We start from the raw sequence: 24,322 nt of genomic DNA on the forward strand, positions 1-24,322 counted from the left end.
TCGGCGGTCCCGGGTCACCTTCCTAGACATCTCACACGACAAGAACGGGGGGCACCATGGCGGCTTCACGCCCGAACGGGTTGTTGCGCAATCTGAATGCCAAGATCGCGGCAATCCCGATGATCCTGACGGCCCTGGTCGTCTTCCTTGGCGGCACGATCTGGACGATGGTTTACAGCTTCACCAATTCCAAGCTGTTGCCGAAGTGGAAACTGGTCGGCCTCGATCAGTACGAGCGGCTCTGGGGCACGAGCCGCTGGGTGCAGTCGATCGAGAACCTGCTGATCTACGGTGTCTGCGTGCTGGTGTTCAGCTTTACCATCGGCTTCCTGCTCGCCGCGCTCATGGATCAGAAGATCCGCTTCGAGAACACCTTCCGCACCGTCATCCTCTACCCCTTCGCGCTTTCCTTCATCGTCACCGGCCTCGTCTGGCAGTGGATCCTGAACCCCGATTTCGGCATTCAGAGCATCCTGCAAAGCATCGGTTTCACCGGCGCCGAGTTCGACCCCCTCTACAACCCCGACATCGCCATCTACGGGCTGCTGATCGCGGGGCTGTGGCAGGGGACAGGCCTGATCATGGTGCTGATGCTGGCAGGCCTGCGCGGCATCGACCAGGATATCTGGAAAGCCTCGAAGATCGACGGCATCCCGAGTTGGAAGACCTACCTCTACGTCGTCATTCCGATGATGCGACCGGTGTTCATCACCACGCTGGTGATCGTCGCCAGCGGCATCGTGCGGGTGTACGACCTCGTCGTGGCGCTGACCGGCGGCGGTCCCGGCAACGCCACGGAGATGCCCGCGAAATACGTCTATGACTACATGTTCGGCGGCCAGAACCTCGGCCAGGGCTTTGCGGCCTCGACCATGATGCTGCTCGCCGTGCTGATCGTCGTGATCCCCTGGGCGATGCTCGAATTCGGAGGGAAGAAACGTGGCTAATCCGGCAACCCTGTCTGCAACCGTGGCCGGCGCCGATGCCGCCTCCGGCGTGCTCTCCGGCCCGCGTGGCCCGCGTCCGGTCAAGCGCTTCTCTCGCGCCAACATCTTCATCTACGGCACGCTGATCGTCGTGTCGCTGTACTACCTGCTGCCGCTCTACGTGATGATCGTCACATCGCTCAAGGGCATGCCCGAAGTCCGCCTCGGCAACATCTTCAGCCCGCCGGTCGAGATCACCTTCGAGCCCTGGGTGAAGGCCTGGTCCGGGGCCTGCACCGGCCTCAACTGCGATGGCCTGAGCCGGGGTTTCTGGAACTCGGTGAAGATCACCATCCCCTCGGTGATCGTCTCCATCGCCATCGCCTCGGTGAACGGCTACGCGCTGGCCAACTGGAAGTTCAAGGGGGCGGACGCCTTCTTCACCATCCTGATCTTCGGGGCCTTCATCCCTTACCAGGTGATGCTCTACCCCATCGTGATCCTGCTGCGCGAGATGGGTCTCTACGGCTCGCTGAGCGGCCTCGTGCTGGTGCACTCGGTATTCGGCATGCCGATCCTGACGCTGCTGTTCCGCAACTACTTCACCTCGCTGCCCGAAGAACTGTTCAAGGCCGCGCGGGTCGACGGGGCGGGTTTCTGGCAGATCTACTTCCAGATCATGCTGCCGATGTCGCTGCCGATCTTCGTGGTGGCGATGATCCTGCAGGTTACCGGCATCTGGAACGACTTCCTCTTCGGCGTGATCTTCACCAAGCCGGACCTCTATCCGATGACGGTGCAGCTCAACAACATCGTCAACTCCGTGCAGGGCGTGAAGGAATACAACGTCAACATGGCCGCGACGCTGCTGACCGGGCTGGTGCCGCTGATCATCTACTTCGTCTCCGGCAAGCTTTTCGTACGCGGCATCGCCGCGGGGGCGGTGAAGGGATGAGGGCCGGTTCGCCGAAGGCGATGAAAGGTCCGGGGGACCTTTCAAGGCCCGAATGCGCGGAGCGCCGGGGGAGGGCCGGTTTTGCGCAGCAAAACGCAAGGCTCCGGGGGACCTTTCAAGGCCCGAATGCCCCGAGCGGCAGCGAGGGGCCGGGACGAGGGCCGGTTCGCCGAACGCGCGGGGCAGCCGCACCGCGCCGGGACAGCCACACACGCAACAGACCGTAGGGCGGGGCTACGCCCCGCATCCCTGCCCAAAGACACACACGCGCGCACAGTCCGCGCCACACACATGGGGCCGACCGCATGACCACCAGTGATCCAAGCATCTCCATCAAGGACCTCAAGCTCAGCTTCGGCGCGGTGGAAGTCCTCAAGAACCTCAACCTCGACATTGCACAGGGCGAGTTCGTCGTGCTGCTGGGCAGTTCCGGCTGCGGCAAGTCCACGCTGCTCAATTGCATCGCGGGGCTTCTGGACGTCACCGACGGGCAGATCCACATCGGCGGGCGGAACGTCACCTGGGAGGAGCCGTCGAAGCGCGGCATCGGGATGGTGTTCCAGTCCTACGCGCTCTATCCGCAGATGACTGTCGAGGGGAACCTCGCCTTCGGTCTCAAGAACGCGGGTGTGCCGAAGGCGGAAATCGCGGCGAAGATCGCCAAGGCGGCGGAAGTTCTCCAGATCGAGCCCCTGCTCAAGCGCAAGCCCGCCGCGCTCTCCGGCGGCCAGCGGCAACGCGTGGCCATCGGGCGGGCGCTGGTGCGGGACGTGGACGTGTTCCTCTTCGACGAGCCGCTGTCGAACCTTGACGCCAAGCTGCGGGCCGACCTGCGGGTCGAGATCAAGCAGCTGCACGCGACGCTCGGCAACACCATGATCTATGTCACCCATGACCAGATCGAGGCCATGACGCTGGCGGATCGCATCGCCATCATGAAGGGCGGGCATGTGCTGCAGTTCGCCACGCCCTACGAGATCTACAACCGGCCCAACTGCCTCTATGTCGCCGAGTTCATCGGCTCACCCTCGATGAACTTCATCGAAGGCACGGCGAGCGACGCGGGCTTTGCCTGCGATCTCGGGACCCTGCCCCTGACCGGCTACGATTTCGCCGCCAACCCGGGCAGTCGACCGGCGGTGTTCGGCATCCGTCCGGAGCACATCGCCGCCGGGGCCGAGGCCGCGACCATGCCGATCACGCTCGACAGCACCGTGGAGCTGGTTGAACCGCTCGGCTCCGACACGCTGGTGCGCGTGCGCGTCGGCGCCCATGCCATGTGGGTCCGCCTCGACGGGCAGGCCGCCGTGCACCCCCGTGAATCCCTGCCGCTCGGCTTCTCCGCCGAGCGTGCCCACCTGTTCGACAAATCAACCGAAAGCCGCCTGTAAGCGGCACAGAAGGACAAGACCATGGATGTATCTTTCCAACTCTATTCCGCCCGCGATGCCGGGCCGTGGGACCAGACGCTGAAAACGCTCGCGGACCTCGGCTACACGCAGGTCGAGGGCTACGGCGGCGTCTACGAGGACCCCGCCGCGTTCAAGGCGCTGCTGGAGGCCAACGGGCTGACCATGCCCTCCGGCCATTTCTTCCCCATCGGCTCCTTCGAGGACGGGCTGGAGAAGACCCTCGCGGCGGCGAAGGCCCTTGGCATGAACCGCATCTTCTGCCCCGCGCCCGAGGGTGACCTGCGGGCCGACACGCCGGACCCGGACGCGTGGAAGGCTCTGGCGAAGCGTGTCGATGCGGCGTCGAAGAAGGTCCGCGATGCGGGCTATGCCTTCGGCTGGCACAACCACCACTGGGAGTTCTTCGGCGGCGCGATCGGCATGGAGATTCTGCTGAACGAGGCACCGGAGATCGACTGGGAGATGGATGTGGCCTGGGTCGTGCGCGGCGGCGGCGATCCGCTGGCCTGGATCGAGAAATACAAGGACCGCATCACCACGGCGCATATCAAGGACATCGCGCCTGAAGGGAAGTGCGCGGACGAGGACGGCTGGGCCGATGTGGGGGAAGGCACGATGGACTGGGCCGGACTCACCACGGCGCTGCGCGGCGCGGGGGTGGATCTGTTTGTCATGGAGCATGACAAGCCGTCCGACGTGACCCGCTTCGCCACCCGCTCCATCAACAACTTCAAGGGATACTGAGCCATGAAAACGCTTGGCGTTGGCGTGATCGGCTGCGGAAACATCTCCGCCGCCTACATGAAACTCGCGCCCCTGTTCAAAGGCATCGAAATGCGCGCCTGTGCCGACCTCAACGAGGCGGCGGCAAAGGCGCGGGCGGAGGAGTTTGGGCTTCGGGCCTGTACCGTGGACGAACTCCTCGCCGCCGATGACATCGACATCATCGTCAACCTGACCATCCCGGCAGCGCATTACGCTGTGTCGAAGCGCATTCTCGAAGCGGGCAAGCATTCCTATTCGGAGAAGCCCTTCGTCCTGACGCTCGAAGAGGGCGAGAGCCTGCGGAAGCTGGCGGCGGAGAAAGGTCTGCGGGTCGGCTCGGCCCCCGATACCTTCATGGGCGGCGCGCATCAGCTGGCGCGGGCGGTGCTGGACGAGGGCTGTACCGGGGCGATCCGGGGCGGCACCTGCCATGTCATGTCCTTCGGCATGGAGCATTGGCATCCGAACCCGGACTTCTTCTTCCTGCCGGGCGGCGGGCCGATCCTCGACCTCGGGCCGTATTACATCACCAACCTCGTGCAGCTGATCGGGCCGGTGAAGGCCGTCGCCGCGATGACCGGCAAGGGGCGCGAGACCCGCACCATCTCCAACGGGCCGCGCAATGGCGAGGAAATCCCGGTGGAGACGCCGACGACGATTCAGGCCCTGCTGGAGTTCGAGAACGGCGCGATCATCAACTTCGGCGCAAGCTGGGATGTGAAGGCGCACCGGCACAAGAACATGGAGCTGTATGGCCTCGAGGCCTCTCTCTACGTGCCCGATCCGAACTTCTTCGGCGGTGAGGTGATCCTCGCCACGCCGGACGGAGAGCAGAGCATCGCGGAGCGCGGCCATCCCTTCGGCAAGGCGAACATGAAGGACGGGCGCGGCAACGATCAGGCGAACTATCGTTGCGCGGGTCTTGCGGACATGGCGCTGGCCATTCTGGAAGACCGCCCGCACCGCTGTTCGCAGGAGCTTGCCACCCATGTGGTCGAGGTGATGACCGCGATCCTCAAGGCCGGGGACGACCGGGCCTGGGTCACGATGCAGACCACCTGCGAGCGCCCTGCCGCGCTCAGCCCGGAGGAGGCGCAGGCGCTGCTGGCGTAACGGCCTTCACACAAGACACCGCGCCCCGGGCCTGACCCGGGGCCTCCTGGTCCGAAAAGCCAAGAGGTCCCGGGGCAAGCCCGGGACGCGATCCCCCAGAACACAGGTCATGCCATGATCCGCAATCCGATCCTGCCCGGTTTCAACCCCGACCCGTCGATCTGTCGGCGGGGGAGCGAGTATTTCATCGCCACCTCGACCTTCGAGTGGTATCCCGGCGTGCAGATCCACCGCTCCACCGATATGGCGAACTGGACGCTGGCCTGCCGCCCGCTGAACCGCGCCAGCCAGCTCGACATGCGTGGCAACCCGGACAGCTGCGGCATCTGGGCACCCTGCCTGTCGTACGCGGACGGGCGGTTCTGGCTCGTCTACACGGACGTCAAGCGCTACGACGGCAACTTCAAGGATGCGCCAAACTACATCGTCTGGGCGGAGGACATCGACGGGCCGTGGAGCGATCCGGTTTACGTCAATTCCTCCGGTTTCGATCCCTCGCTGTTCCATGACGAGGACGGGCGCAAGTATTTCATCAACATGCAGTGGAACCACCGCTCCGACAGCATCGGCGGCAGTCCGAAGCATCGCGCCTTCGACGGCATCCTGTGTCAGGAATGGTCGCCCGAGCAGGGCCTGACCGGCCCGGTGCGCAACATCTTCCCCGGCACGGCGCATGGCCTCGTCGAAGCGCCGCATCTGTACAAGAGGAACGGCTGGTACTACCTGACCACCGCCGAGGGCGGCACGAGTTATGACCATGTCGTGACCATGGCGCGGTCGCGCGATCTCTGGGGGCCGTATGAGCTGCACCCGGATGTGCATCCGCTGACCGCGAAGGACTCGCCGGACAGCCCGTTGCAACGGGTCGGCCATGGCCAGATCGTGGAGACGGCGGAGGGCGAGACCTGGCATACCTTCCTGTGCTCGCGCCCGATCGACATGGAGGGCAAGCGCGTGGGACGGGGTTACTCGCCGCTGGGCCGTGAGACCGGCATCGACCGTTGCGTCTGGCGGGACGACTGGCTCTATCTCGAAGGCGGCGGCGTGGTGCCCCGACTGGAGGTGCCTTGCGCCGCGTCCAACACCCCTGCCCCGGCGCTGAACCGGGTGTTCAACGGCGCGGCCCTGCCCCCCGAGTTTCAATGGCTGCGCACGCCGGAGCCGGAGCGCATCTTCACCCTGACCGGCAAGGCCCTGCGCCTGTTTGGCCGGGAGAGCATCGGGTCATGGTTCGAACAGGCCCTCGTCGCCCGCAGGCAGGAGCATCTGTCGTATCACGCCGAGACCACCCTCTCCGCCTTCGATCCGACGACCTACCAGCAGAACGCGGGTCTCGTGACCTACTACAACCGCTTCAAGTTCCACTTCCTCGCCGTCACGCAGGAGCCGGGCATCGGGCGGGCGCTGACGATCCTCTCCTGTCCCGGCGACTACCCGGACGGCAAGCTGACCTTCCCGGTCAAACCCCAGCCCATCGGCCCCGGTCCCATCGACCTCGCGGTGGCGACGGACCGCGCTTGGCAGCAATTCTGGTATCGGCAGGGCGGCGACTGGACCGCCTTCGGGCCGAAGCTGGATGCCGCCGTGCTCTCCGACGAGGGCGGGCGCGGGGCGCATGGCAGCTTCACCGGGAATTTCGTGGGCGTCGCAGCCTTTGACCTGACCGGACAAGGCATCCCCGCCGACTTCACCCATTTCGACTATGCGCCGGGGGCGGAATGACAGCCTTTCTGGAGATCATGGACATCGAGACCGGCGATGTGCAGACGCTGCTGGAGACGGAGCGGCACATCGAGGCGCCGAACTGGGCGCCGTCCGGGGCGTACCTGATCGTCAATGCAGGCGGGCGGGTTTATCGGGTTTCGCTGGACGACCCGAGGCTCGACGAGATCGACGTCGGCTTCACGGAACTGAACAATGACAAGGGCTTGTCGCCGGACGGCACTCTCTTGGCGTTCAGTGACAAGACCGAGACGGGCAAGTCCGCCATCTACACCGTACCTTCGGGCGGCGGCGTGCCGGTGCGGGTGACGGAGAAGGTCCCGAGCTGGTGGCACGGCTTCTCGCCCGATGGACAAAAGCACACCTACCCCTGCGTGCGCGACGGGCAATTCGCCATTGCCACCTGCGCGCTCGACGGCGCGGACGAGCGGTTGCTCATCACCAGCCCGCATCACTACGACGGCCCGGATTACACGCCGGACGGCGCGTACATCTGGTTCAACTCGGACCGCGCCGGGTCCATGGACCTCTGGCGGATGAAGGCCGACGGGAGCGATCCCGAGCGCATGACGGAGGGGCCGGAGGTGGACTGGTTCCCGCACCCGTCCCCGGACGGCCGGCATGTCGTGTACCTCTCCTATCCTGCGGGCACGACCGGCCATCCCTTCGGCCTGTCCGTGACCCTCAACCTCATGCCGAGCGCAGGTGGCCCCGCCCGCCGGCTCGGACATGTCTTCGGCGGACAAGGCGCGCTGAACGTGCCCCCCTGGGCCCCGGACAGCCGCCGCTTTGCCTATGTCCGCTATTCTGAAAACCATGCAACGGAGACCTGACCCATGGCTGGATTGATCAAGGGACCGGCGCTTTTCCTCGCCCAGTTCGCGGGCGATGCCGCGCCTTTCAACTCATTGGAAAACATCACGAAGTGGGCCGCCGGGCTGGGCTACAAAGGCGTCCAGATCCCGACCTTCGACGCCCGGCTGTTCGACCTGGACAAGGCCGCCGGGAGCGAGACCTACTGCGACGAGGTCAAGGGCATCTGCGCCGACGCGGGCGTGGAGATCACAGAGTTGTCGACCCACCTGCAGGGCCAGCTCATCGCGGTGAACCCGGCCTATGACCGGGCCTTCGACGCCTTCGCCCCGGCGTCGGTGCATGGCAACCCGAAGGCGCGGCAGGCCTGGGCCGTCGATCAGATGAAGAAGACGGCGGTTGCCGCACGGCGGCTCGGCCTCGATGCGACCGTGAGCTTCACCGGCTCCCTCGCCTTCCCCTATCTCTACCCGTGGCCGCAGCGGCCTGCCGGTCTGATCGAGGAAGCCTTCGCCGAACTGGCCCGCCGCTGGGTGCCGATCTTCGATCATTACGAGGAACACGGCGTCGACATCGGCTTCGAAATCCACCCCGGCGAGGACGTCTTCGACGGCGCGACCTGGGAGATGTTCCTCGATGCCTGCAAGGAGCACAATCGCTGCCGGATCAACTACGATCCCTCGCATTTCCTGCTGCAGGCCATGGATTACCTGCAGTTCATCGACCTCTACCACGACCGCATCTGCGCCTTCCACGTCAAGGACGCGGAGTTCAATCCGGACGGGCGGCAGGGGGTCTACTCGGGCTATCAAAGCTGGGTCAACCGCGCCGGACGATTCCGCTCCCTGGGCGACGGGCAGGTCGATTTCTCCGGCATCTTCTCCAAGCTGGCGCAGTATGACTATGACAGCTGGGCGGTTCTCGAATGGGAATGCTGCCTCAAGTCGCCCGAACAGGGCGCGGCGGAGGGCGCTCCCTTCATCGCGCAGCACATCATCGAGGTGACGGACAAGGCGTTCGACGACTTCGCCGGGGGTGAGACGGACATGGACGCGATCCGGGCAATGCTGGGGACAAGCGCATGAAACCGTTGAAACTTGGCATGGTCGGCGGCGGTCAGGGCGCCTTTATCGGCGGCGTACACCGCATCGCCAGCCGGATCGACGGTCAGTGGCAACTGGTCGCCGGAGCGCTTTCCTCCGATCCCGACAGGGCGAAGGCCTCGGCGGCGGAGCTGAACATTGCAGAGGATCGCGCCTATACCTCCTTCGAGGAGATGGCGCAGGCAGAGGCCGCCCGCGAGGACGGCATCGACGCCGTGGCCATCGTCACGCCCAACCACATGCACGCCGCGCCCGCCATTGCCTTCCTGCGTGCCGGCATCCACGTCATCTGCGACAAGCCGCTCGCCGCGACGCGCGAGCAGGCGGAAGCGATTGCCGAGGCCGTGAAGGACACCGGAAAGCTCTTCATCCTGACGCACAACTACACCGGCTATCCGCTGATCCGGCAGGCGCGCGAGATGGTGGCGAACGGCGATCTCGGCGAGATCCGCGTGGTGCAGGTCGAATACGTGCAGGACTGGCTCAGCGAGGCTCCGGCCCCGGACAACAAGCAGGCGGACTGGCGCACCGATCCCGCCCGCTCCGGCGCGGGTGGCTGCATCGGAGACATCGGCACCCATGCCTTCAACCTTGCCAGCTTCGTGACCGGCCTGAAGACCCGCGAGGTCGCCGCCGATCTCGACGCCTTCGTGCCGGGGCGGCAGGTCGACGACAACGTGCATGTGATGCTGCGGTATCATGGCGGGGCGAAAGGGATGCTCTGGGCCTCGCAGGTTGCCGTCGGCAACGAGAACGCCCTGACCCTGCGCGTGCATGGCACCAAGGGCGGCCTCGTCTGGGCGCAGGAGAACCCCAACGTGATGACCTTCACGAAGCTGGGCGAGCCGAAGCAGATCCTGACGCGGAGCGGCGCGGGGGCGTCCGGCGCCGCCAACCGGGTGAGCCGTACGCCGGGCGGGCACCCGGAGGGTTACCTCGAAGGCTTCGCCACGATCTACAACGAGGCGGCGGCGCTGGTGCGGCATGCGCAGGACGGCACGCCCCTGCCAGACGGGCTGCATGTGCCGGACATCGAGGATGGCCTCGACGGGATGCGCTTCATCGGATCGTGCATTGAGTCGTCAAAGGCGAACGGCGTCTGGACGCCCTTCGCCTGACGCAAGCACGGGGTGGCACCAGCAGCGTGCCACCCCGTTAACGCCAACAGGCGCAACACCGCTCACAGACAGCGGTTTTTTCGTGTTATAGGATTTGTCAAAGGGAGAAGGACCGGCTATGCGCGGAGAGCGCCCCGCCGGGCTGCAAAATGGTTTAACATTAAACCAAATCGGATTTCGGGAGGACCCCATGGACGAGACCGCCAAGGAAACCCTGCGTCAGGCAGCGCTGTTCTATCACGAGCACCCCAAGCCGGGTAAGCTGGAGATCCGCGCCACGAAGCCCCTCGCCAATGGCCGCGACCTCTCCCGCGCCTATTCTCCCGGGGTTGCCGAAGCCTGTCTCGAAATCAAGGCCAACCCCGAAGACGCGGCCCGTTACACCGCCAAGGGCAACCTCGTCGCGGTGGTCTCGAACGGCACAGCGGTGCTGGGCCTCGGCAATATCGGTGCGCTGGCCTCCAAGCCGGTGATGGAAGGCAAGGCGGTCCTGTTCAAGAAGTTCGCCAACATCGACTGCTTCGACATCGAGGTGAACGAGCCGGACCCGCACAAGCTCGCCGACATCGTCTGCGCGCTGGAGCCGACCTTCGGCGCGATCAACCTCGAAGACATCAAGGCACCGGATTGCTTCATCGTTGAACAATTGTGCCGCGAGCGCATGAACATCCCCGTCTTCCACGACGACCAGCACGGCACCGCCATCGTCGTCGGCGCGGCGGCGACCAACGCGCTGCACGTGGCCAAGAAGGCCTGGGGCGACATCAAGGTGGTCTCGACCGGCGGCGGCGCGGCGGGGATCGCCTGCCTCAACATGCTGGTGAAGCTCGGCGTGAAGCGCGAGAACATCTGGCTCTGCGACATCCACGGGCTGGTCTACGAGGGCCGCACCGAGGACATGAACCCGCAGAAGGCCGCCTTTGCCCAGCCCTCCGACCTGCGCACCCTCTCCGATGTGATCGAGGGCGCGGACCTCTTCCTCGGCCTCTCCGGTCCCGGTGTGCTCACGCCCGAGCACGTGGCGAAAATGGCCGCCCGCCCGATCATCTTCGCCCTCGCCAACCCGACGCCGGAAATCATGCCGGACGCCGCCCGCGCGGTTGCTCCCGATGCGATCATCGCCACGGGCCGCAGCGATTTTCCCAATCAGGTCAACAACGTGCTCTGCTTCCCCTTCATCTTCCGGGGCGCGCTGGACGTCGGTGCGACGGAGATCAACGACGAAATGGAAGTGGCCTGCGTCGAGGGTATCGCGGCCCTCGCCCGCGCGACGACAAGCGCCGAAGCCGCAGCCGCCTACTCCGGCGAACAGCTGACCTTCGGGGCCGAGTATCTCATTCCGAAACCCTTCGATCCGCGGCTCTCCGGCGTCGTCTCGACCGCTGTGGCGCAGGCCGCGATGCAGACCGGCGTGGCGAAGCGCCCGCTGCCCGACCTGCACGCCTACAAGCAGAAGCTCGACGCGAGCGTCTACAAATCCGCCCTGCTCATGCGCCCGGTCTTCAACGCAGCACGGACCGCCAGCAGAAAGATCGTCTTTGCCGAGGGCGAGGACGAGCGCGTGCTGCGGGCCGCGCAGGCAATCCTCGAAGAGACCACGGAGCAGCCCATCCTGATCGGCCGTCCCGAGGTCATCGCCCAGCGCTGTGAGCGCATGGGTCTGAACATTTCCCCGGACAAGGGACTCGAGATCGTCAACCCGGAGAACGATCCGCGCTATCGCGATTACTGGGGCACCTATCACGAACTGATGGCCCGGCGCGGCGTGACGCCGGACCTCGCCCGCGCGATCATGCGCACCAACACCACCGCCATCGGCGCGGTCATGGTGCATCGCGGCGAGGCGGATTCTCTGATCTGCGGCACCTTCGGCGAATTCCGCTGGCATCTGAACTATGTCACGCAGGTGCTGGGCAGCGACCGGCACCGCCCGGACGGCGCACTCTCGATGATGATCCTCGAGGATGGCCCGCTGTTCATCGCCGACACGCATGTCTGGTCCCTGCCGACGCCGGAGCAGCTGGCGCAGACTGCCATCGGCGCGGCGCGGCATTGCCGCCGCTTCGGGGTCGAACCGCGCGTCGCCTTCTGCTCGCAGTCGTCCTTCGGCAACCAGCCGGAAGGTTCGGGCAAGCGGCTGCGCGAGGCCATCGCCATCCTCGACGCCAAGCAGACCGATTTCCAGTATGAGGGCGAGATGAACGTCGACGCGGCGCTCGATCCGGAGCTGCGCGCGCGGCAACTGCCCGGCGGGCGGATGGACGGGGCGGCGAACGTGCTGATCTTCGGCCATGCGGATGCGGCCTCGGCGACGCGCAACATCCTGAAGATGAAGGCCGGCGGGCTGGAGGTGGGCCCGATCCTCATGGGCATGGGCAACCGCGCCCACGTCGTGACACCGGGCATCACCCCGCGCGGCCTGCTGAACATGGCGGCCATCGCAGGCACGCCGGTGGCGCAATACGGCTGAGCAAAAACAGCGCCGAACCTTGACGCAAGGGGGCCATCATGCTCCCCTTGCTTTGCCATTTGTCTATCGTATCGATTCCGGAAAGGCCTGCCCGATGAAGGTTATGCTCTCTCTCACCGCCGCGTTGCTCCTCGGAACCGGGGCCTCGGCCGCCACCACGGGTTTCTCCCTCGGCATCGCCGGGGACAACAACGTGCCGACCCTGACGTTGACGAACACCGGCGATCTGGGCGAGATCGTCGGGTTCGACGTCACGATGGGCGTCAGCGGATACAACTTCGACGGGGTCGGCGCGGAATATCCGACATCCGGCGTTGTCGCGACGCTGGTAACGGGTGACTACAACACCACCGGCGGCAACACAGCCGCGGGCCGATACACGACGATCAGCTACACCAGCACCGGCTTTGTCAGCGGCAAGAATTTTGCCTACACGGTGGACGTCGACAGCAACTATGCCAACAACATCCAGGACTACCAGACGCGGATGCTGCCCGGCGGGTCGTTTACCGTGCACTTCTCCGGCGGCCTGACCAACCTGCTCACCATCGACCTGAGCCCGACCACCGGCAACGACAGCGAGCCGTATTTCTATTCCGCCAGCGTTACCGACGTCGCGGCTGTGCCGCTGCCCGCGGGACTGCCGCTGTTGATCGCCGCCCTGGGCGGGGCCGTGGCGCTGACCCGGAAACGGCGCACGGCGGCCTGACCCGGGCGGCCAAACGTCGTCAACGGTTTTTCAAAGTCCTTGCAAGGACTTTGCCGAGCCTACCGGCGGCGGCGTGCCAGGCCCAGACCGCCGAGCGCCGCCAGCAGGAGCACGCCGCCACCGGGCAGCGGCACCGGGGTGGTGTTCGACGTGATCAGCAGGCTGTCGATGGCCCAGCTTTCGTCCGCCCCGCCCTGCCAGCCGGCCCCTTCCGCGTAGAAGGACAGCACCAGCGACGAGGCCACGTGCCCGAAGGTCACGGAGACGACGCCGCCATTGTCCGCCGGGGCGCCGAAGCCATAGGCCGCCGTGGCAAAGCTCTGCGTCACCGTGGGCGGCACCGGCGCGAAGCCGGTCACCTCGTCCCAGGACAGGGTCAGGACGTCGACGCCATCCGCCTCCACCGAGAAGTAGTCCGGCCCATAGGCCACATTGCCGACCGAATCCCAGCTGTCGATCAACGCGAGCGAGAAGCTGAGCGTGATGCTGCCATGGCTGGCCAGCCCGCCGAGGCTGACGGTGGTTGCCACCGCCGGGTTGCCCCCGCTGCTGTTCTGCCAGAACGAACCGCTCATGCCGGTCTGCCCGGCATAGCCCTGCACTCCGGTCACGCCGCCCGCCCCGCCGATGGCGCCCGACACGATGCCGTCGAAATTCTCGCTCAGCAGCGTCGCCGCCGATACCGGACCGGCCAGCGCCAGCACGCCCGCCACCGCGATCGTTTTCATCATTCCTGTCACTCCCTGCCCCAAACGGTCCGACCGCGACTGTGGCATGGGATCCGCCCAACCCAAAGCAGAACTTTCGCCATCGACTCCGCTTTGACCCGAGCGCCCGGTCTTCCCCTCCTCGGTGTGAGTCGCGATACGAAATTTGCAAGCCGGACATTTGCAGTTTTGCAATTTTGGCCGAACTTTGCAGGTTACCGGCAAAAATCACTTTGGTTTGCAAAAATTCGCAAGGCAATTCCGCCGGATTTCGCAAATCTGCTGCGGTAATCTGTCCTGTCATGCGCCAACAGACTTGCCGGTATGCGTCCCGAGCCCCTAAGCCATTGCCCAAGCATCCAGAGGAGGACCATCATGGGCTACAAGCAGGTTTACGACAGCTGGAAGACCGACCCCGAAGGCTTCTGGATGGAAGCCGCCAAGGCCATCGACTGGGTCGAGGCCCCGAGGCAGGCGCTCTTCGACCGGGGCGACAATCTCTATGAATGGTTTGCCGATGCCAAGGTGAACACCTGCTGGAACGCCGTGGACCGGCATGTGGAGGCGGGGCGCGGCGAGCAGACCGCGATCATCTACGACAGCCCGATCACCCACACCAAGCGCGAAATCTCCTACGTCGAGTTGCGCAACCGGGTGGCGACGCTGGCGGGCGCGCTCCGCGCCAAGGGCGTCGAGAAAGGCGACCGCGTCATCATCTACATGCCGATGATTCCCGAGGCGCTGGAGGCGATGCTGGCCTGTGCCCGCCTTGGTGCGATCCACTCCGTGGTGTTCGGCGGCTTTGCCGCGAACGAGCTTGCGGTGCGCATCGACGATGCCACGCCGAAGGCGATCATCGCCGCCTCCTGCGGCATGGAGCCGGGGCGCGTGGTGCATTACAAGCCGCTGCTCGACGGGGCCATCGAGCAGGCGAAGCACAAGCCGGATTTCTGCGTGATCTTCCAGCGCGAGCAGGAAGTGGCGCAGCTCATCGAAGGCCGCGACTACAACTGGCACGGCTTCCAATATGGCGTCGAGCCCGCCGAATGCGTGCCGGTCGAGGGCAACCATCCGGCCTACATCCTCTACACCTCCGGCACCACCGGCCAGCCCAAGGGCGTGGTGCGGCACACCGCGGGCCATCTCGTCGCGCTCAACTGGACGATGAAGAACCTCTACAACGTCGAGCCGGGCGAGGTCTTCTGGGCGGCCTCGGACGTGGGCTGGGTCGTGGGGCATTCCTACATCTGCTACGGCCCGCTGATCCACGGCAACACCACCATCGTCTTCGAGGGCAAGCCTGTCGGCACCCCGGACGCCGGGACCTTCTGGCGGGTGATCTCGGAGCATAAGGTGAAGAGCTTCTTCACCGCGCCGACCGCCTTCCGCGCGGTGAAGCGCGAGGACCCGAAGGGCGAGTTCGTCAAGAAATACGACCTTTCCGGCCTGCGCGCGGTCTATCTCGCGGGCGAGCGGGCGGACCCGGCGACCATCGAATGGGCGCAGGAGCAGCTCAAGGTGCCGGTGGTGGACCACTGGTGGCAGACGGAGACCGGCTGGGCGATCTGCGCCAACCCGGTCGGCATCGAGGAGCTGCCGATCAAGCTCGGCTCGCCCACCGTACCGATGCCCGGCTATGACGTGCAGATCCTCGACGAGGCGGGCCATCCGATGAAGCCGGGCGAGCTTGGCGCCATCGCGGTGAAGCTCCCCCTGCCCCCGGGCACCCTGCCGACGCTGTGGAACGCCGAAGGCCGCTTCCGCAAGTCCTACCTCGACCACTTCCCCGGCTATTACGAAACCGGCGACGCGGGCATGATCGACGAGGACGGTTACGTCTCGATCATGGCGCGGACCGATGACGTCATCAACGTCGCCGGGCACCGCCTCTCGACCGGCGCGATGGAGGAGGTCCTGGCCTCGCATCCGGACGTCGCCGAATGCGCCGTCATCGGCGTGACGGACGACCTCAAGGGCCAGCTGCCGCTCGGCTTCCTGTGCCTGTCGAAAGGCACGAACCGCCCGCATGACGAGATCGTCAAGGAAAGCGTCAAGCTCGTGCGCGAGAAGATCGGGCCGGTTGCCGCCTTCAAGCTCGCCTGCGTCGTGGACCGCCTGCCGAAGACCCGCTCGGGCAAGATCCTGCGCGCCACCATGGTGAAGATCGCCGACAGCGAGGCGTACAAGCTGCCCGCGACCATCGACGATCCGGCGATTCTCGACGAGATCAGGACCGCCCTGCAGGGCCTCGGCTACGCCAAGGGTTGAGCCAGATCCGCAGGACCGATCACAAGGCCCGGCCCACGCCGGGCCTTTCGTGTTTCACGTCCGAAAAAACCGAAGAACGGCGCGCCCGCTCAGGCACGCCGTTCCGGTCCCCAAAATCCTTTTGGGAAGCCGTGCCTTGCGGGTCCACCAGAGACATGGGGACGACGGACCCGTTCGGTACGGCGGGAATGTGTGACCTGCGACCCAATCCGGAAACCGCTTAACAGCCCGCGCGCCACTCAACACGCGGACCCTGCAAGTCAACACGGACCGGGACGCGGAAATGTCGCCCCGCCGTGCATACCATCCCGTTTCCAGTCACCGGAATTCCCGGGCACGGAAAAACCCCGCGCCGTTCCGAAGATTGGCAACGCCCCTACTAAACCGCCAAATTCTGTGCCAGCATGTGACTCACATCACAGGATGATGCAGATTCATCAATTTCGGCAGTAAATTCAATGACTCCACCCGACGGCCCCGACCGGCACGGTCAATCCAGCATTCTTTTCGAGGCCCTGCGTCCCGCCGACGCCAGCGCCCTGCGCGCCCTCGCACGACCGGTTCACTATCCGGCACACGCCCAGATCTGCGCCGAGGGGGCCGATGACCAGTCCATGTTGCTGATCGAGACCGGGCGGGTGGAAATCTCGCTCACCTCGGTGGATGGCCGCCGCTCGATTCTCGCCCAGCTTGGTCCCGGCGACGTGGTCGGTGAAATGGCCGCCCTGGACGGCCGCCCGCGCAGCGCCGATGCGGAGGCGGCGGGGCATGTCACCGGCCTGCTGCTGACCCGGGCGCAGGTGCAGACCTTCCTGCACGAGCACCCGGAGGCGGCGCTTTCGGTGATCCAGACGCTGTGCGAGCGGCTGCGGCGCACCAACGCCCGGCTGGCGACACAGGTGCTGACAGACGGGCCAACGCGGCTGGCGCGGCTGCTGAGCCAGCTGTTCCGGGACTGGGGTGAGATGATGCCGGACGGCCAGGTCCACCTGACCGAGAGCTTTTCGCAGTCCGACTTCGGCGACATGACCGGCCTCACGCGCGAAACGGTAAACCGGAATATCCGGGCCTGGGAAAGCCGGGGCGTGCTGAAACGCGCAAACTCCGTGCTGATCCTGCTCGATCCGGAGGCCCTCGACCGGCTGGCGCAGTAGCGCAGGTCAGCCGGTCTGCGGCGCTCCCGCCCCGTGCGCGTCATGGTCCTCGGCGTGATGGGTGTGGCGCGGGTCCATCATGCCCTCCTTCACGCCGAAGTGGATCAGCGCCACGTTCACCGGGTAGGCCGCGACGAGGCCGAGTGTCAGCGACACGATCATCGACGACCAGAACAGCGGCTCGCCCATGCCGGCCTTGCCCGACACGGCCAGATCGACCGAGATCGCCACGATTTCCATGACCGCGATGGAGGGGGTCTCGGACAGCACCGCGTCCCAGAGCGCCGTTCGGAACGGCACCCCGTCCTGCACCAGCGGCCCCACGGTCAGCGCGTAGCCCGCGACATAGGCCATGACGAAGGTCAGCGCCGCGATGCCGATGTTGCCCAGCCCGAGCAGGCCGACGGCGATCAGCAGCCCGACGATCTCCCCCGCCCCGCAGCCGGAATAGCAATGCGCGACGGAGCGGAAGCCGCGCCGCCAAAGCGTGTCGCGCGGGATCTCCTTCCGCCCGCAACTGCGGTAGATCAGCAGCCCGAGCGGGCCGGAATAGAGCACTGTCAGCACCCAGACCACCTTCATCAGGCTCATCAGGTGGGCGTTTTTCGTGGCAAGATCGCGGATCACCCAGAGCACGCAGGGCACCATGAGCGCGGCCCAGGCAACCAGGAACCACGGCGAGGAGAGGAGGGAGAGCACTGTCTGCATGAAACCCCAACGCAGCCGCGCCGCGCCGGGTTCCTGCAAAATCCGCGCCGGGGTCAGGCCCGGGTCACGCTCCGATCAGGCCAGCATCGCCTGGCTGAGGTTCACATGCGCCACCTTGCGCAGCATGAACGTCGCCCGGGCCTTTTGCTTGTCGTTGCGGTCGGAGACATGCCGCAGCACCACCCTTTGCTGGTCGATCAGCCCCTGCAGTCGGACCGTCCGGCCCATCTGTGTCAGGATCAGCCCATCCTGCGGCGTGACATCGAGGTTCCACTGGTGCAACCCCTTGTACTTGCCGTGTTCGGCCTCGTTCGGACAGAAGCTGAAGATCAGCCCGCCGCCGATGCGGATCACGCTCAACAGGTTGAACAGGCCGATTATCGGGTCGATCGAATGGTCGAGCGAGTTGAAACACCAGACCAGATCGAAAGCCTCGGGGCCGAAATCCGCCAGCGCGGTCTCGAAATACCCCGGCTGCGTGCGCGGCACGCCGGTGATGCCGACGCTGTCCAGCAGGCGGTTGTACTCCTGCGACAGCGGGTCCACCACGGTCAGGTCGATCTCGTACTCGGGGTGGGTGTAACCGACGTAGGACAGCGGGCCGGAGCCGATGTCGAGCATCTTCACCGGGCGGCTCCGATCCAGGTCGAGATGCGGCAGCAGGTCCAGAACCAGCGGCGTCAGCGGCGCGTCCGGATCGGTGCGGCGACGGAAATCGCCCGGCCACTTGTCGCCCCTGCCGGTGATCCAGCGGTCCCAGAAGCCCACTTCGGCGGGCGCCCGCAGGTTCCAGTTGTCGATGTCCCATGTGACCGCCGCCTTCAGCGCGTCGGTCTGCATGTCTGCAGTTTCGATGAATTCGCTCATTGCAATGCCTCATGATCTGCTCGTCATGCCCGTTCTTCGCCCGCCCGAAAAATGGCGCGCGCGCAGGCTTTTGGTTGTACCGGAACGATAATCGCGCTCCGGCTGTTCGGCAAGAAAAGAGCGCCCGGATCAGGCGACTGGCTCACGAAACAGACGAATTGCCCGCAGATCAGACGAATTGCTCGCGGATCAGCCGTTCTTCGAGGCCATGGCCCGGATCGAAGAGCACCCGGTGGGCGATCCTCGGCTCGGACCGGATGTGCACCTGCCGCACGTCGCGCACGGAGCGGCTGTCGGCTTCCGCCATCACCGGGCGCTTCTCCGGCTCCAGCACGTCGAAACTCACCTCCGCCCCCTTCGGCAGCAGCGCCCCGCGCCAACGCCTCGGCCGAAAGGCCGCCACGGCGGTCAAGGCGAGCACATCCGCACCGATTGGCAGGATGGGGCCATGAGCGCTGTAATTGTAGGCGGTCGATCCGGCGGGCGTCGCCAGCAGTGCCCCGTCGCAAACCAGTTCCGGCATCCGCACCTTGCCATCCACCGAGATCCGCAGCTTCGCCGCCTGCGGCCCCATGCGCAGCAGCGAGACCTCGTTGATCGCCAACGCCCGATGCGCCTCGCCGGTGCCGGTGACGCAGCGCATGGCCAGCGGGTTGATCACCGCCTCCTCCGCCGCCTCCAGACGCTCGACGAGGCCGTGCTCGGAATATTCGTTCATCAGGAAGCCGACCGTGCCCCGGTTCATGCCGTAGACCGGCGCCGGGTTGTCTTCGCATCGGTGCAGCGTCTGCAGCATGAAGCCATCGCCGCCCAGGGCGACGATCACGTCCGCGCCGTCCTCCGCGTGATCGCCATAGCGCCGGGTCAGCCCGGCCAGGGCGGCCTGCGCGATGTCGGCGAGGGAGGCGCAAAAGGCGATCCGGAGTGTCATGGGTTTCCTGTTGTGACCAATTCGCGCCAAAAGAAGCACAAAGGCGTCCGCTTGCCCAGAGAGGCCGCAAGATTAATGCCGCATGTCGGTTTAGAACCTTTGCCCCCCGCAGGCTTTCCGTTACATGGGCGTCAAATTCCCGGAATCTCCAAAGGAGCAAGGACGATGAACGCATCCATCCGCGACAGTGGTTTCTTCACCGAGAGCCTGTCTTCCCGTGACCCGGAGCTGTTCGGCTCGATCACCGGCGAGCTGGGCCGCCAGCGTGACGAGATCGAACTGATCGCCTCCGAGAACATCGTCTCCCGTGCCGTCATGGAGGCCCAGGGCTCCGTGATGACCAACAAATACGCCGAAGGCTACCCGGGCAAGCGCTACTACGGCGGCTGCGACTGGGTGGACGTGGCGGAAAACCTCGCCATCGAACGCGCCTGCAAGCTGTTCGACTGCGCCTTTGCCAACGTCCAGCCCAACTCCGGCTCGCAGGCCAACCAGGGCGTGTTCAACGCGCTTCTGAAACCGGGTGACACCATCCTCGGCATGTCTCTCGACGCCGGCGGCCACCTGACCCACGGCGCCCGCCCGAACCAGTCCGGCAAGTGGTTCAACGCCATCCAGTACGGCGTGCGCCGGCAGGACAACACGCTCGATTACGATCAGGTCGCGGACCTGGCGAAGGAACATCAGCCGAAGCTGATCATCGCCGGCGGCTCCGCCATCCCGCGCCAGATCGACTTCGCCAGGATGCGCGAGATCGCCGACAGCGTCGGCGCCCTGCTGCACGTCGACATGGCGCACTTCGCCGGTCTCGTGGCGGCGGGCGAGCATCCCTCGCCCTTCCCGCACGCCCATGTGGCGACGACCACCACCCACAAGACCCTGCGCGGCCCGCGCGGCGGCATGATCCTCACCAACGACGAGGACATCGCCAAGAAGGTCAACAGCGCGATCTTCCCGGGCATCCAGGGCGGCCCGCTGATGCACGTCATCGCCGCCAAGGCCGTGGCCTTCGGCGAGGCGCTGCGCCCCGAGTTCAAGACCTACGCGCAGCAGGTGATCAAGAACGCGCAGGCGCTCTCCGATCAGCTGATCAAGGGCGGCCTGGACACCGTGACCCACGGCACCGACACCCATGTCGTGCTCGTCGACCTGCGCCCCAAGGGCGTGAAGGGCAACGCGACCGAGAAGGCATTGGGACGCGCCCATATCACCTGCAACAAGAACGGCGTGCCGTTCGACCCGGAAAAGCCGACCATCACCTCCGGCATCCGCCTCGGCTCCCCGGCGGGCACCACGCGCGGCTTCGGTGAGACCGAATTCCGCCAGATCGCCGACTGGATCATCGAAGTGGTCGACGGTCTCGCCGCGAACGGCGAGGACGGCAACGGCGAGGTCGAGGCCAAGGTGAAGGCCGAGGTCGAGGCCCTCTGCAAACGCTTCCCGATCTACCCGGAGCTCTGATCCCGCTGGACAAGCCAGACCAGAGGCCCATGCATCCCTGCATGGGCCTTTCTCGTTTTTGGGCAATTCGCAGCCGGTTCGGCATGGGCTAGACCCCGGGAACCCTTGAAGGAGACCTGCCATGACCACCGACACCGCCCCGTTCTGGGACCGGATCGCCGACACATACGCCGCCCGGGCGGTGGACAACCCCGCTGCCTGGGAGACGACTCTGGAGCGCTGCCGCCACTGGCTGCGCCCGGAGGCCACCGCGCTGGAACTCGGCTGCGGCACCGGCTCCACGGCGCTGAAGCTGGCCGATGCCGTAGCGGACTACACCGGCACGGATGTCTCCGGTGCGATGATCCGCATCGCGCAGGGCAAGGACGCGCCCGGCCACCTGCGCTTCGTCCGCGCCGAGGCCGAGGCGGCGCTGGCCCCCGGGGTGGACGTGGTGCTGGCCTTCAACCTCCTGCACCTGATCGCGGACCTGCCGCCGCTGCTAGGGCAGGTGTACGACGCCCTGCCCTCCGGCGGCCTGTTCCTGTCGAAGACCCCCTGCCTCGGCCACAAACCCTGGCTGCGTCCGGTGATCTGGGCCATGCGCTGCTTCGGCAAGGCCCCTCCAGGCGTGCGCTATGTCACCGTCGGCCAACTCGAGGCGATGATCCGCGCGGCGGGGTTCGAGGTCCTGGAAACCGGCGGCTACCCGGCCAGCCTGCCGAACCAGTTCATCGTGGCGCGCAAGCCCTGAGAGGGAGGAAAATTTCCGGGGCGAAATTTTTGATTGGGGTCGTCCTTGGTTGTGCCATTGGTCCAAGCAACCAATGGACGACGCCCCGGACCCCGAGGGTATTTTCAGACCAGAGAAGACCGGGCGCTGCGCTCCGATCCCGGGGAAAGCCCCTCCTGAAAGGGGGGGCTGCGCGGTAGCGCGGGGGGGCGAGTGAGCGCGAAACGCGCGTGCCCTTAAGTCAGCCGGACAATCGCGGCGCGATTCCATTGCAGTCGTGTTACACTCGGTGCTTACTGCTCGTTCAAAGACCGTTTCCTGGCACGAAAGGACACTCTCCCATGCGCCCGTTCCACCCCAGCCGCCGCGCCTTCATTGCCGGTTCCGCCTCGCTCATTGCGCTCCACCCGTTCTCGGCCCGGGCGCAGGGCGCGCAGGCGCACCTGCGGATCATGGAGACCACGGACCTGCACGTCCACGTCTTCCCGTATGACTATTACTCCGACAAGCCGGTCGATACCGTCGGCCTCGCCCGCACCGCATCGCACATCAACGCCATCCGCGCCGAGGCGACCAACACGCTGCTGGTGGACAACGGCGACTTCCTGCAGGGCAACCCGATGGGCGATTACATCGCCTACGAGCGCGGCATGAAGGAGGGCGACCTGCACCCGGTCATCAAAGCGATGAACACCGTGGGCTTCGATGCCGCGACCATCGGCAACCACGAGTTCAACTACGGTCTCGATTTCCTGATGAAATCCGCCGCCGGGGCGGAGTTCCCCATCGTGCTGGCCAACATTGCCAAGACGAAGGGCGCCAGCCCGCGCGAGGATGAGACGCTGTTCAAGCCCTATGTCATCCTCGAACGCCAGTTGACCACCGGCTCGGGCGAGACGCACCCGATCAAGGTCGGCATCATCGGCTTCACCCCGCCGCAGGTGATGAACTGGGACCGCAAGCATCTCGAAGGCAATGTCGAGGCGCGGGACATCGTCGAGACCGCCAAAGCCTATGTGCCGCAGATGCGCGAGGAAGGCGCGGACATCATCCTGGCCCTGTCGCACTCCGGCATCGGCTCTGCCGATCATGAGGACGGCATGGAGAACGCCTCCGTGCCGCTGGCCGCCGTCGACGGGGTCGATGCGCTGATGACCGGGCATTCGCACCTCGTCTTCCCCTCCCCGACCTACGCCGATTACGCGGCCGTGGATGCAGAGAAGGGGCTGATCCACGGCAAGCCCGCGGTCATGGGCGGCTTCTGGGGCTCGCACCTCGGCGTCATCGACCTGATGCTCGAGCGCGACGGCAACGGCTGGCGCGTGGTGACGACCGAAACCGCCACCCGCCCGATCTCCGAGCGCAAGGAGGACCGCTCCATCGTCGCGCTCGTCGAGAGCGATCCGGCGGTTCTGGCGTCGGTGCAGCAGGAGCATGACGAGACCCTCGCCTACGTCCGCCGCGCCGTGGGCAAGACCGACGCGCCGCTGCACAGCTACTTCGCGCTGGTGGCGGACGATCCGTCGGTGCAGATCGTCTCCATCGCGCAGACCTGGTACATCAAGCAGATGCTGGCGGGGACCGAGTACGAGGGCCTGCCGGTCCTCTCCGCCGCCGCGCCGTTCAAGGCGGGCGGGCGCGGTGGCCCCGACTATTACACCGACGTGCCGGTGGGGGATGTGGCGATCAAGAACGTCGCCGACCTCTACCTTTATCCCAACACCGTGCGGGCAGTGAAGGTGACCGGTGCTCAGGTGAAGGACTGGCTGGAGCGCTCCGCCGGGATGTTCAACACGGTGGAGCCCGGCAAGGCCGACCAGGTGCTGCTGAACCCCGACTTCCCCTCCTACAACTTCGACGTGATCGACGGGGTGACCTATCAGATCGACCTCTCGCAGCCGTCGAAGTTCGGCCCGAAAGGTGAGCTGGAGAACCCGGAGGCGAACCGCATCGTCAATCTCGCCTACAATGGCCAACCGATTGATCCGGATGCCGAATTCGTGATTGCGACGAACAACTACCGCGCCTCGGGCGGCGGCAGTTTCCCGGGTACCGGGGACACGATCATCTTCGAAGGGCCTGACACCAACCGGGACGTCATCGTGCGCTACATCGTCGAGCAAGGCACCATCGACCCGAAGGCCGACGCCAACTGGGGCTTCGCGCCGCTGCCGGGCACGTCGGTGCTGTTCGACACCGGCCCGAAGGCGAAGGAGTTCGCCGGGAGCGTGCAGGGCGTGACGATCGAGGAAGCCGGGGATGGCGCGGACGGCTTCGCCCGGTTCCGCATCGACCTCTGAGCCTGTGAGAGGGTTTGCGCCGCGCTGACGCGCGTCGCCCGGCGGGGGGGGGGCCCCCCGGGGGGGGGGGGCGGCGGCCCCGGCGGGGGGGGGGCGGCGAGTGGCGGT

Annotated in this window: 20 protein-coding genes; 16 read left to right on the plus strand and 4 right to left on the minus strand. The window is 65.9% G+C overall.

All coding sequences use genetic code 11. The features are described 5' to 3' along the window. Positions 1-56: 56 nt before the first annotated feature. The 11 genes from ACP159_RS09975 to ACP159_RS10025 all read left to right on the plus strand — a co-directional run bounded on the left by ACP159_RS09975 (position 57) and on the right by ACP159_RS10025 (position 13,106). Positions 57-947, plus strand: coding sequence for a carbohydrate ABC transporter permease (locus tag ACP159_RS09975; RefSeq protein ID WP_425099534.1), 891 nt, complete (start codon positions 57-59; stop codon positions 945-947). Between the two features lie 22 nt (positions 948-969). Next, the gene (locus ACP159_RS09980) at positions 970-1,881 is read left to right on the plus strand and encodes a carbohydrate ABC transporter permease (protein ID WP_425099682.1); all 912 of its coding nucleotides are present in this window, start codon (positions 970-972) and stop codon (positions 1,879-1,881) included. A gap of 305 nt (positions 1,882-2,186) precedes the next feature. Further along, positions 2,187-3,272 carry an ABC transporter ATP-binding protein gene (locus ACP159_RS09985; RefSeq protein ID WP_425099535.1) on the plus strand — a complete coding sequence of 362 codons (1,086 nt, stop codon included), beginning with the start codon at positions 2,187-2,189 and terminating at the stop codon, positions 3,270-3,272. A 21-nt stretch (positions 3,273-3,293) separates the two neighbouring features. Further along, the gene (locus ACP159_RS09990) at positions 3,294-4,037 is read left to right on the plus strand and encodes a sugar phosphate isomerase/epimerase family protein (protein ID WP_425099536.1); all 744 of its coding nucleotides are present in this window, start codon (positions 3,294-3,296) and stop codon (positions 4,035-4,037) included. Between the two features lie 3 nt (positions 4,038-4,040). Beyond that, the gene (locus tag ACP159_RS09995) at positions 4,041-5,171 is read left to right on the plus strand and encodes a Gfo/Idh/MocA family protein (RefSeq protein ID WP_425099537.1); all 1,131 of its coding nucleotides are present in this window, start codon (positions 4,041-4,043) and stop codon (positions 5,169-5,171) included. Between the two features lie 114 nt (positions 5,172-5,285). Beyond that, on the plus strand, positions 5,286-6,893 hold the full coding sequence (locus ACP159_RS10000) for a glycoside hydrolase family 43 protein (protein WP_425099538.1): 1,608 nt from the start codon (positions 5,286-5,288) through the stop codon (positions 6,891-6,893). Further along, a complete protein-coding gene (locus ACP159_RS10005) occupies positions 6,890-7,726 on the plus strand; it encodes a TolB family protein (RefSeq protein WP_425099539.1) in 837 nt (278 codons plus the stop codon). The genes ACP159_RS10000 and ACP159_RS10005 overlap by 4 nt, the downstream gene beginning before the upstream one ends. A 3-nt stretch (positions 7,727-7,729) precedes the next feature. Continuing rightward, positions 7,730-8,791, plus strand: a complete 1,062-nt coding sequence (locus ACP159_RS10010) for a sugar phosphate isomerase/epimerase family protein (RefSeq protein ID WP_425099540.1) — start codon at positions 7,730-7,732, stop codon at positions 8,789-8,791. Continuing rightward, positions 8,788-9,927 carry a Gfo/Idh/MocA family protein gene (locus ACP159_RS10015; RefSeq protein ID WP_425099541.1) on the plus strand — a complete coding sequence of 380 codons (1,140 nt, stop codon included), beginning with the start codon at positions 8,788-8,790 and terminating at the stop codon, positions 9,925-9,927. Before ACP159_RS10010 ends, ACP159_RS10015 begins: the two co-directional genes overlap by 4 nt. A 190-nt stretch (positions 9,928-10,117) precedes the next feature. After that, positions 10,118-12,397 carry an NADP-dependent malic enzyme gene (locus ACP159_RS10020; protein ID WP_425099542.1) on the plus strand — a complete coding sequence of 760 codons (2,280 nt, stop codon included), beginning with the start codon at positions 10,118-10,120 and terminating at the stop codon, positions 12,395-12,397. A gap of 94 nt (positions 12,398-12,491) precedes the next feature. Further along, a complete protein-coding gene (locus ACP159_RS10025) occupies positions 12,492-13,106 on the plus strand; it encodes a VPLPA-CTERM sorting domain-containing protein (RefSeq protein ID WP_425099543.1) in 615 nt (204 codons plus the stop codon). Positions 13,107-13,165: 59 nt separating this feature from the next. On the opposite strand, the gene ACP159_RS10030 is transcribed toward ACP159_RS10025, so the two are convergent. Next, positions 13,166-13,837: a hypothetical protein gene (locus ACP159_RS10030; RefSeq protein ID WP_425099544.1), complete on the minus strand. Its 672-nt coding sequence runs from the start codon at positions 13,835-13,837 to the stop codon at positions 13,166-13,168. 351 nt (positions 13,838-14,188) lie between these two features. Here ACP159_RS10030 and prpE point away from each other — a divergent pair, with 351 nt between their 5' ends. Both prpE and ACP159_RS10040 read left to right on the plus strand, forming a co-directional pair. Beyond that, entirely contained in the window at positions 14,189-16,081 is a 1,893-nt protein-coding gene (gene prpE, locus ACP159_RS10035; RefSeq protein WP_425099545.1) for a propionate-CoA ligase PrpE, read from the plus strand. Between the two features lie 458 nt (positions 16,082-16,539). Then, the gene (locus ACP159_RS10040; protein ID WP_425099546.1) at positions 16,540-17,235 is read left to right on the plus strand and encodes a Crp/Fnr family transcriptional regulator; all 696 of its coding nucleotides are present in this window, start codon (positions 16,540-16,542) and stop codon (positions 17,233-17,235) included. A 6-nt stretch (positions 17,236-17,241) separates the two neighbouring features. On the opposite strand, the gene ACP159_RS10045 is transcribed toward ACP159_RS10040, so the two are convergent. The 3 genes from ACP159_RS10045 to ACP159_RS10055 all read right to left on the minus strand — a co-directional run bounded on the left by ACP159_RS10045 (position 17,242) and on the right by ACP159_RS10055 (position 19,741). Continuing rightward, positions 17,242-17,943: a DUF4396 domain-containing protein gene (locus ACP159_RS10045; protein ID WP_425099547.1), complete on the minus strand. Its 702-nt coding sequence runs from the start codon at positions 17,941-17,943 to the stop codon at positions 17,242-17,244. Positions 17,944-18,018: 75 nt separating this feature from the next. Then, positions 18,019-18,810, minus strand: coding sequence for a hypothetical protein (locus ACP159_RS10050; protein WP_425099548.1), 792 nt, complete (start codon positions 18,808-18,810; stop codon positions 18,019-18,021). 169 nt (positions 18,811-18,979) lie between these two features. Then, entirely contained in the window at positions 18,980-19,741 is a 762-nt protein-coding gene (locus ACP159_RS10055; RefSeq protein ID WP_425099549.1) for an NAD kinase, read from the minus strand. A 165-nt stretch (positions 19,742-19,906) separates the two neighbouring features. On the opposite strand from ACP159_RS10055, the gene glyA reads away from it, so the two are divergent. The 3 genes from glyA (at position 19,907) to ACP159_RS10070 (ending at position 24,214) form a co-directional block, all read left to right on the plus strand. Then, positions 19,907-21,202, plus strand: coding sequence for a serine hydroxymethyltransferase (gene glyA / locus ACP159_RS10060; protein WP_425099550.1), 1,296 nt, complete (start codon positions 19,907-19,909; stop codon positions 21,200-21,202). Between the two features lie 121 nt (positions 21,203-21,323). Next, positions 21,324-21,935 (plus strand): class I SAM-dependent DNA methyltransferase, encoded by a 612-nt coding sequence (locus tag ACP159_RS10065; RefSeq protein WP_425099551.1) that lies wholly within the window; start codon positions 21,324-21,326, stop codon positions 21,933-21,935. Positions 21,936-22,255: 320 nt separating this feature from the next. Next, positions 22,256-24,214 carry a bifunctional 2',3'-cyclic-nucleotide 2'-phosphodiesterase/3'-nucleotidase gene (locus ACP159_RS10070; protein ID WP_425099552.1) on the plus strand — a complete coding sequence of 653 codons (1,959 nt, stop codon included), beginning with the start codon at positions 22,256-22,258 and terminating at the stop codon, positions 24,212-24,214. Positions 24,215-24,322: the final 108 nt, after the last annotated feature.

It is taken from the genome of Tropicibacter sp. S64 (assembly GCF_049803835.1).
GTDB lineage: Bacteria > Pseudomonadota > Alphaproteobacteria > Rhodobacterales > Rhodobacteraceae > Pacificoceanicola.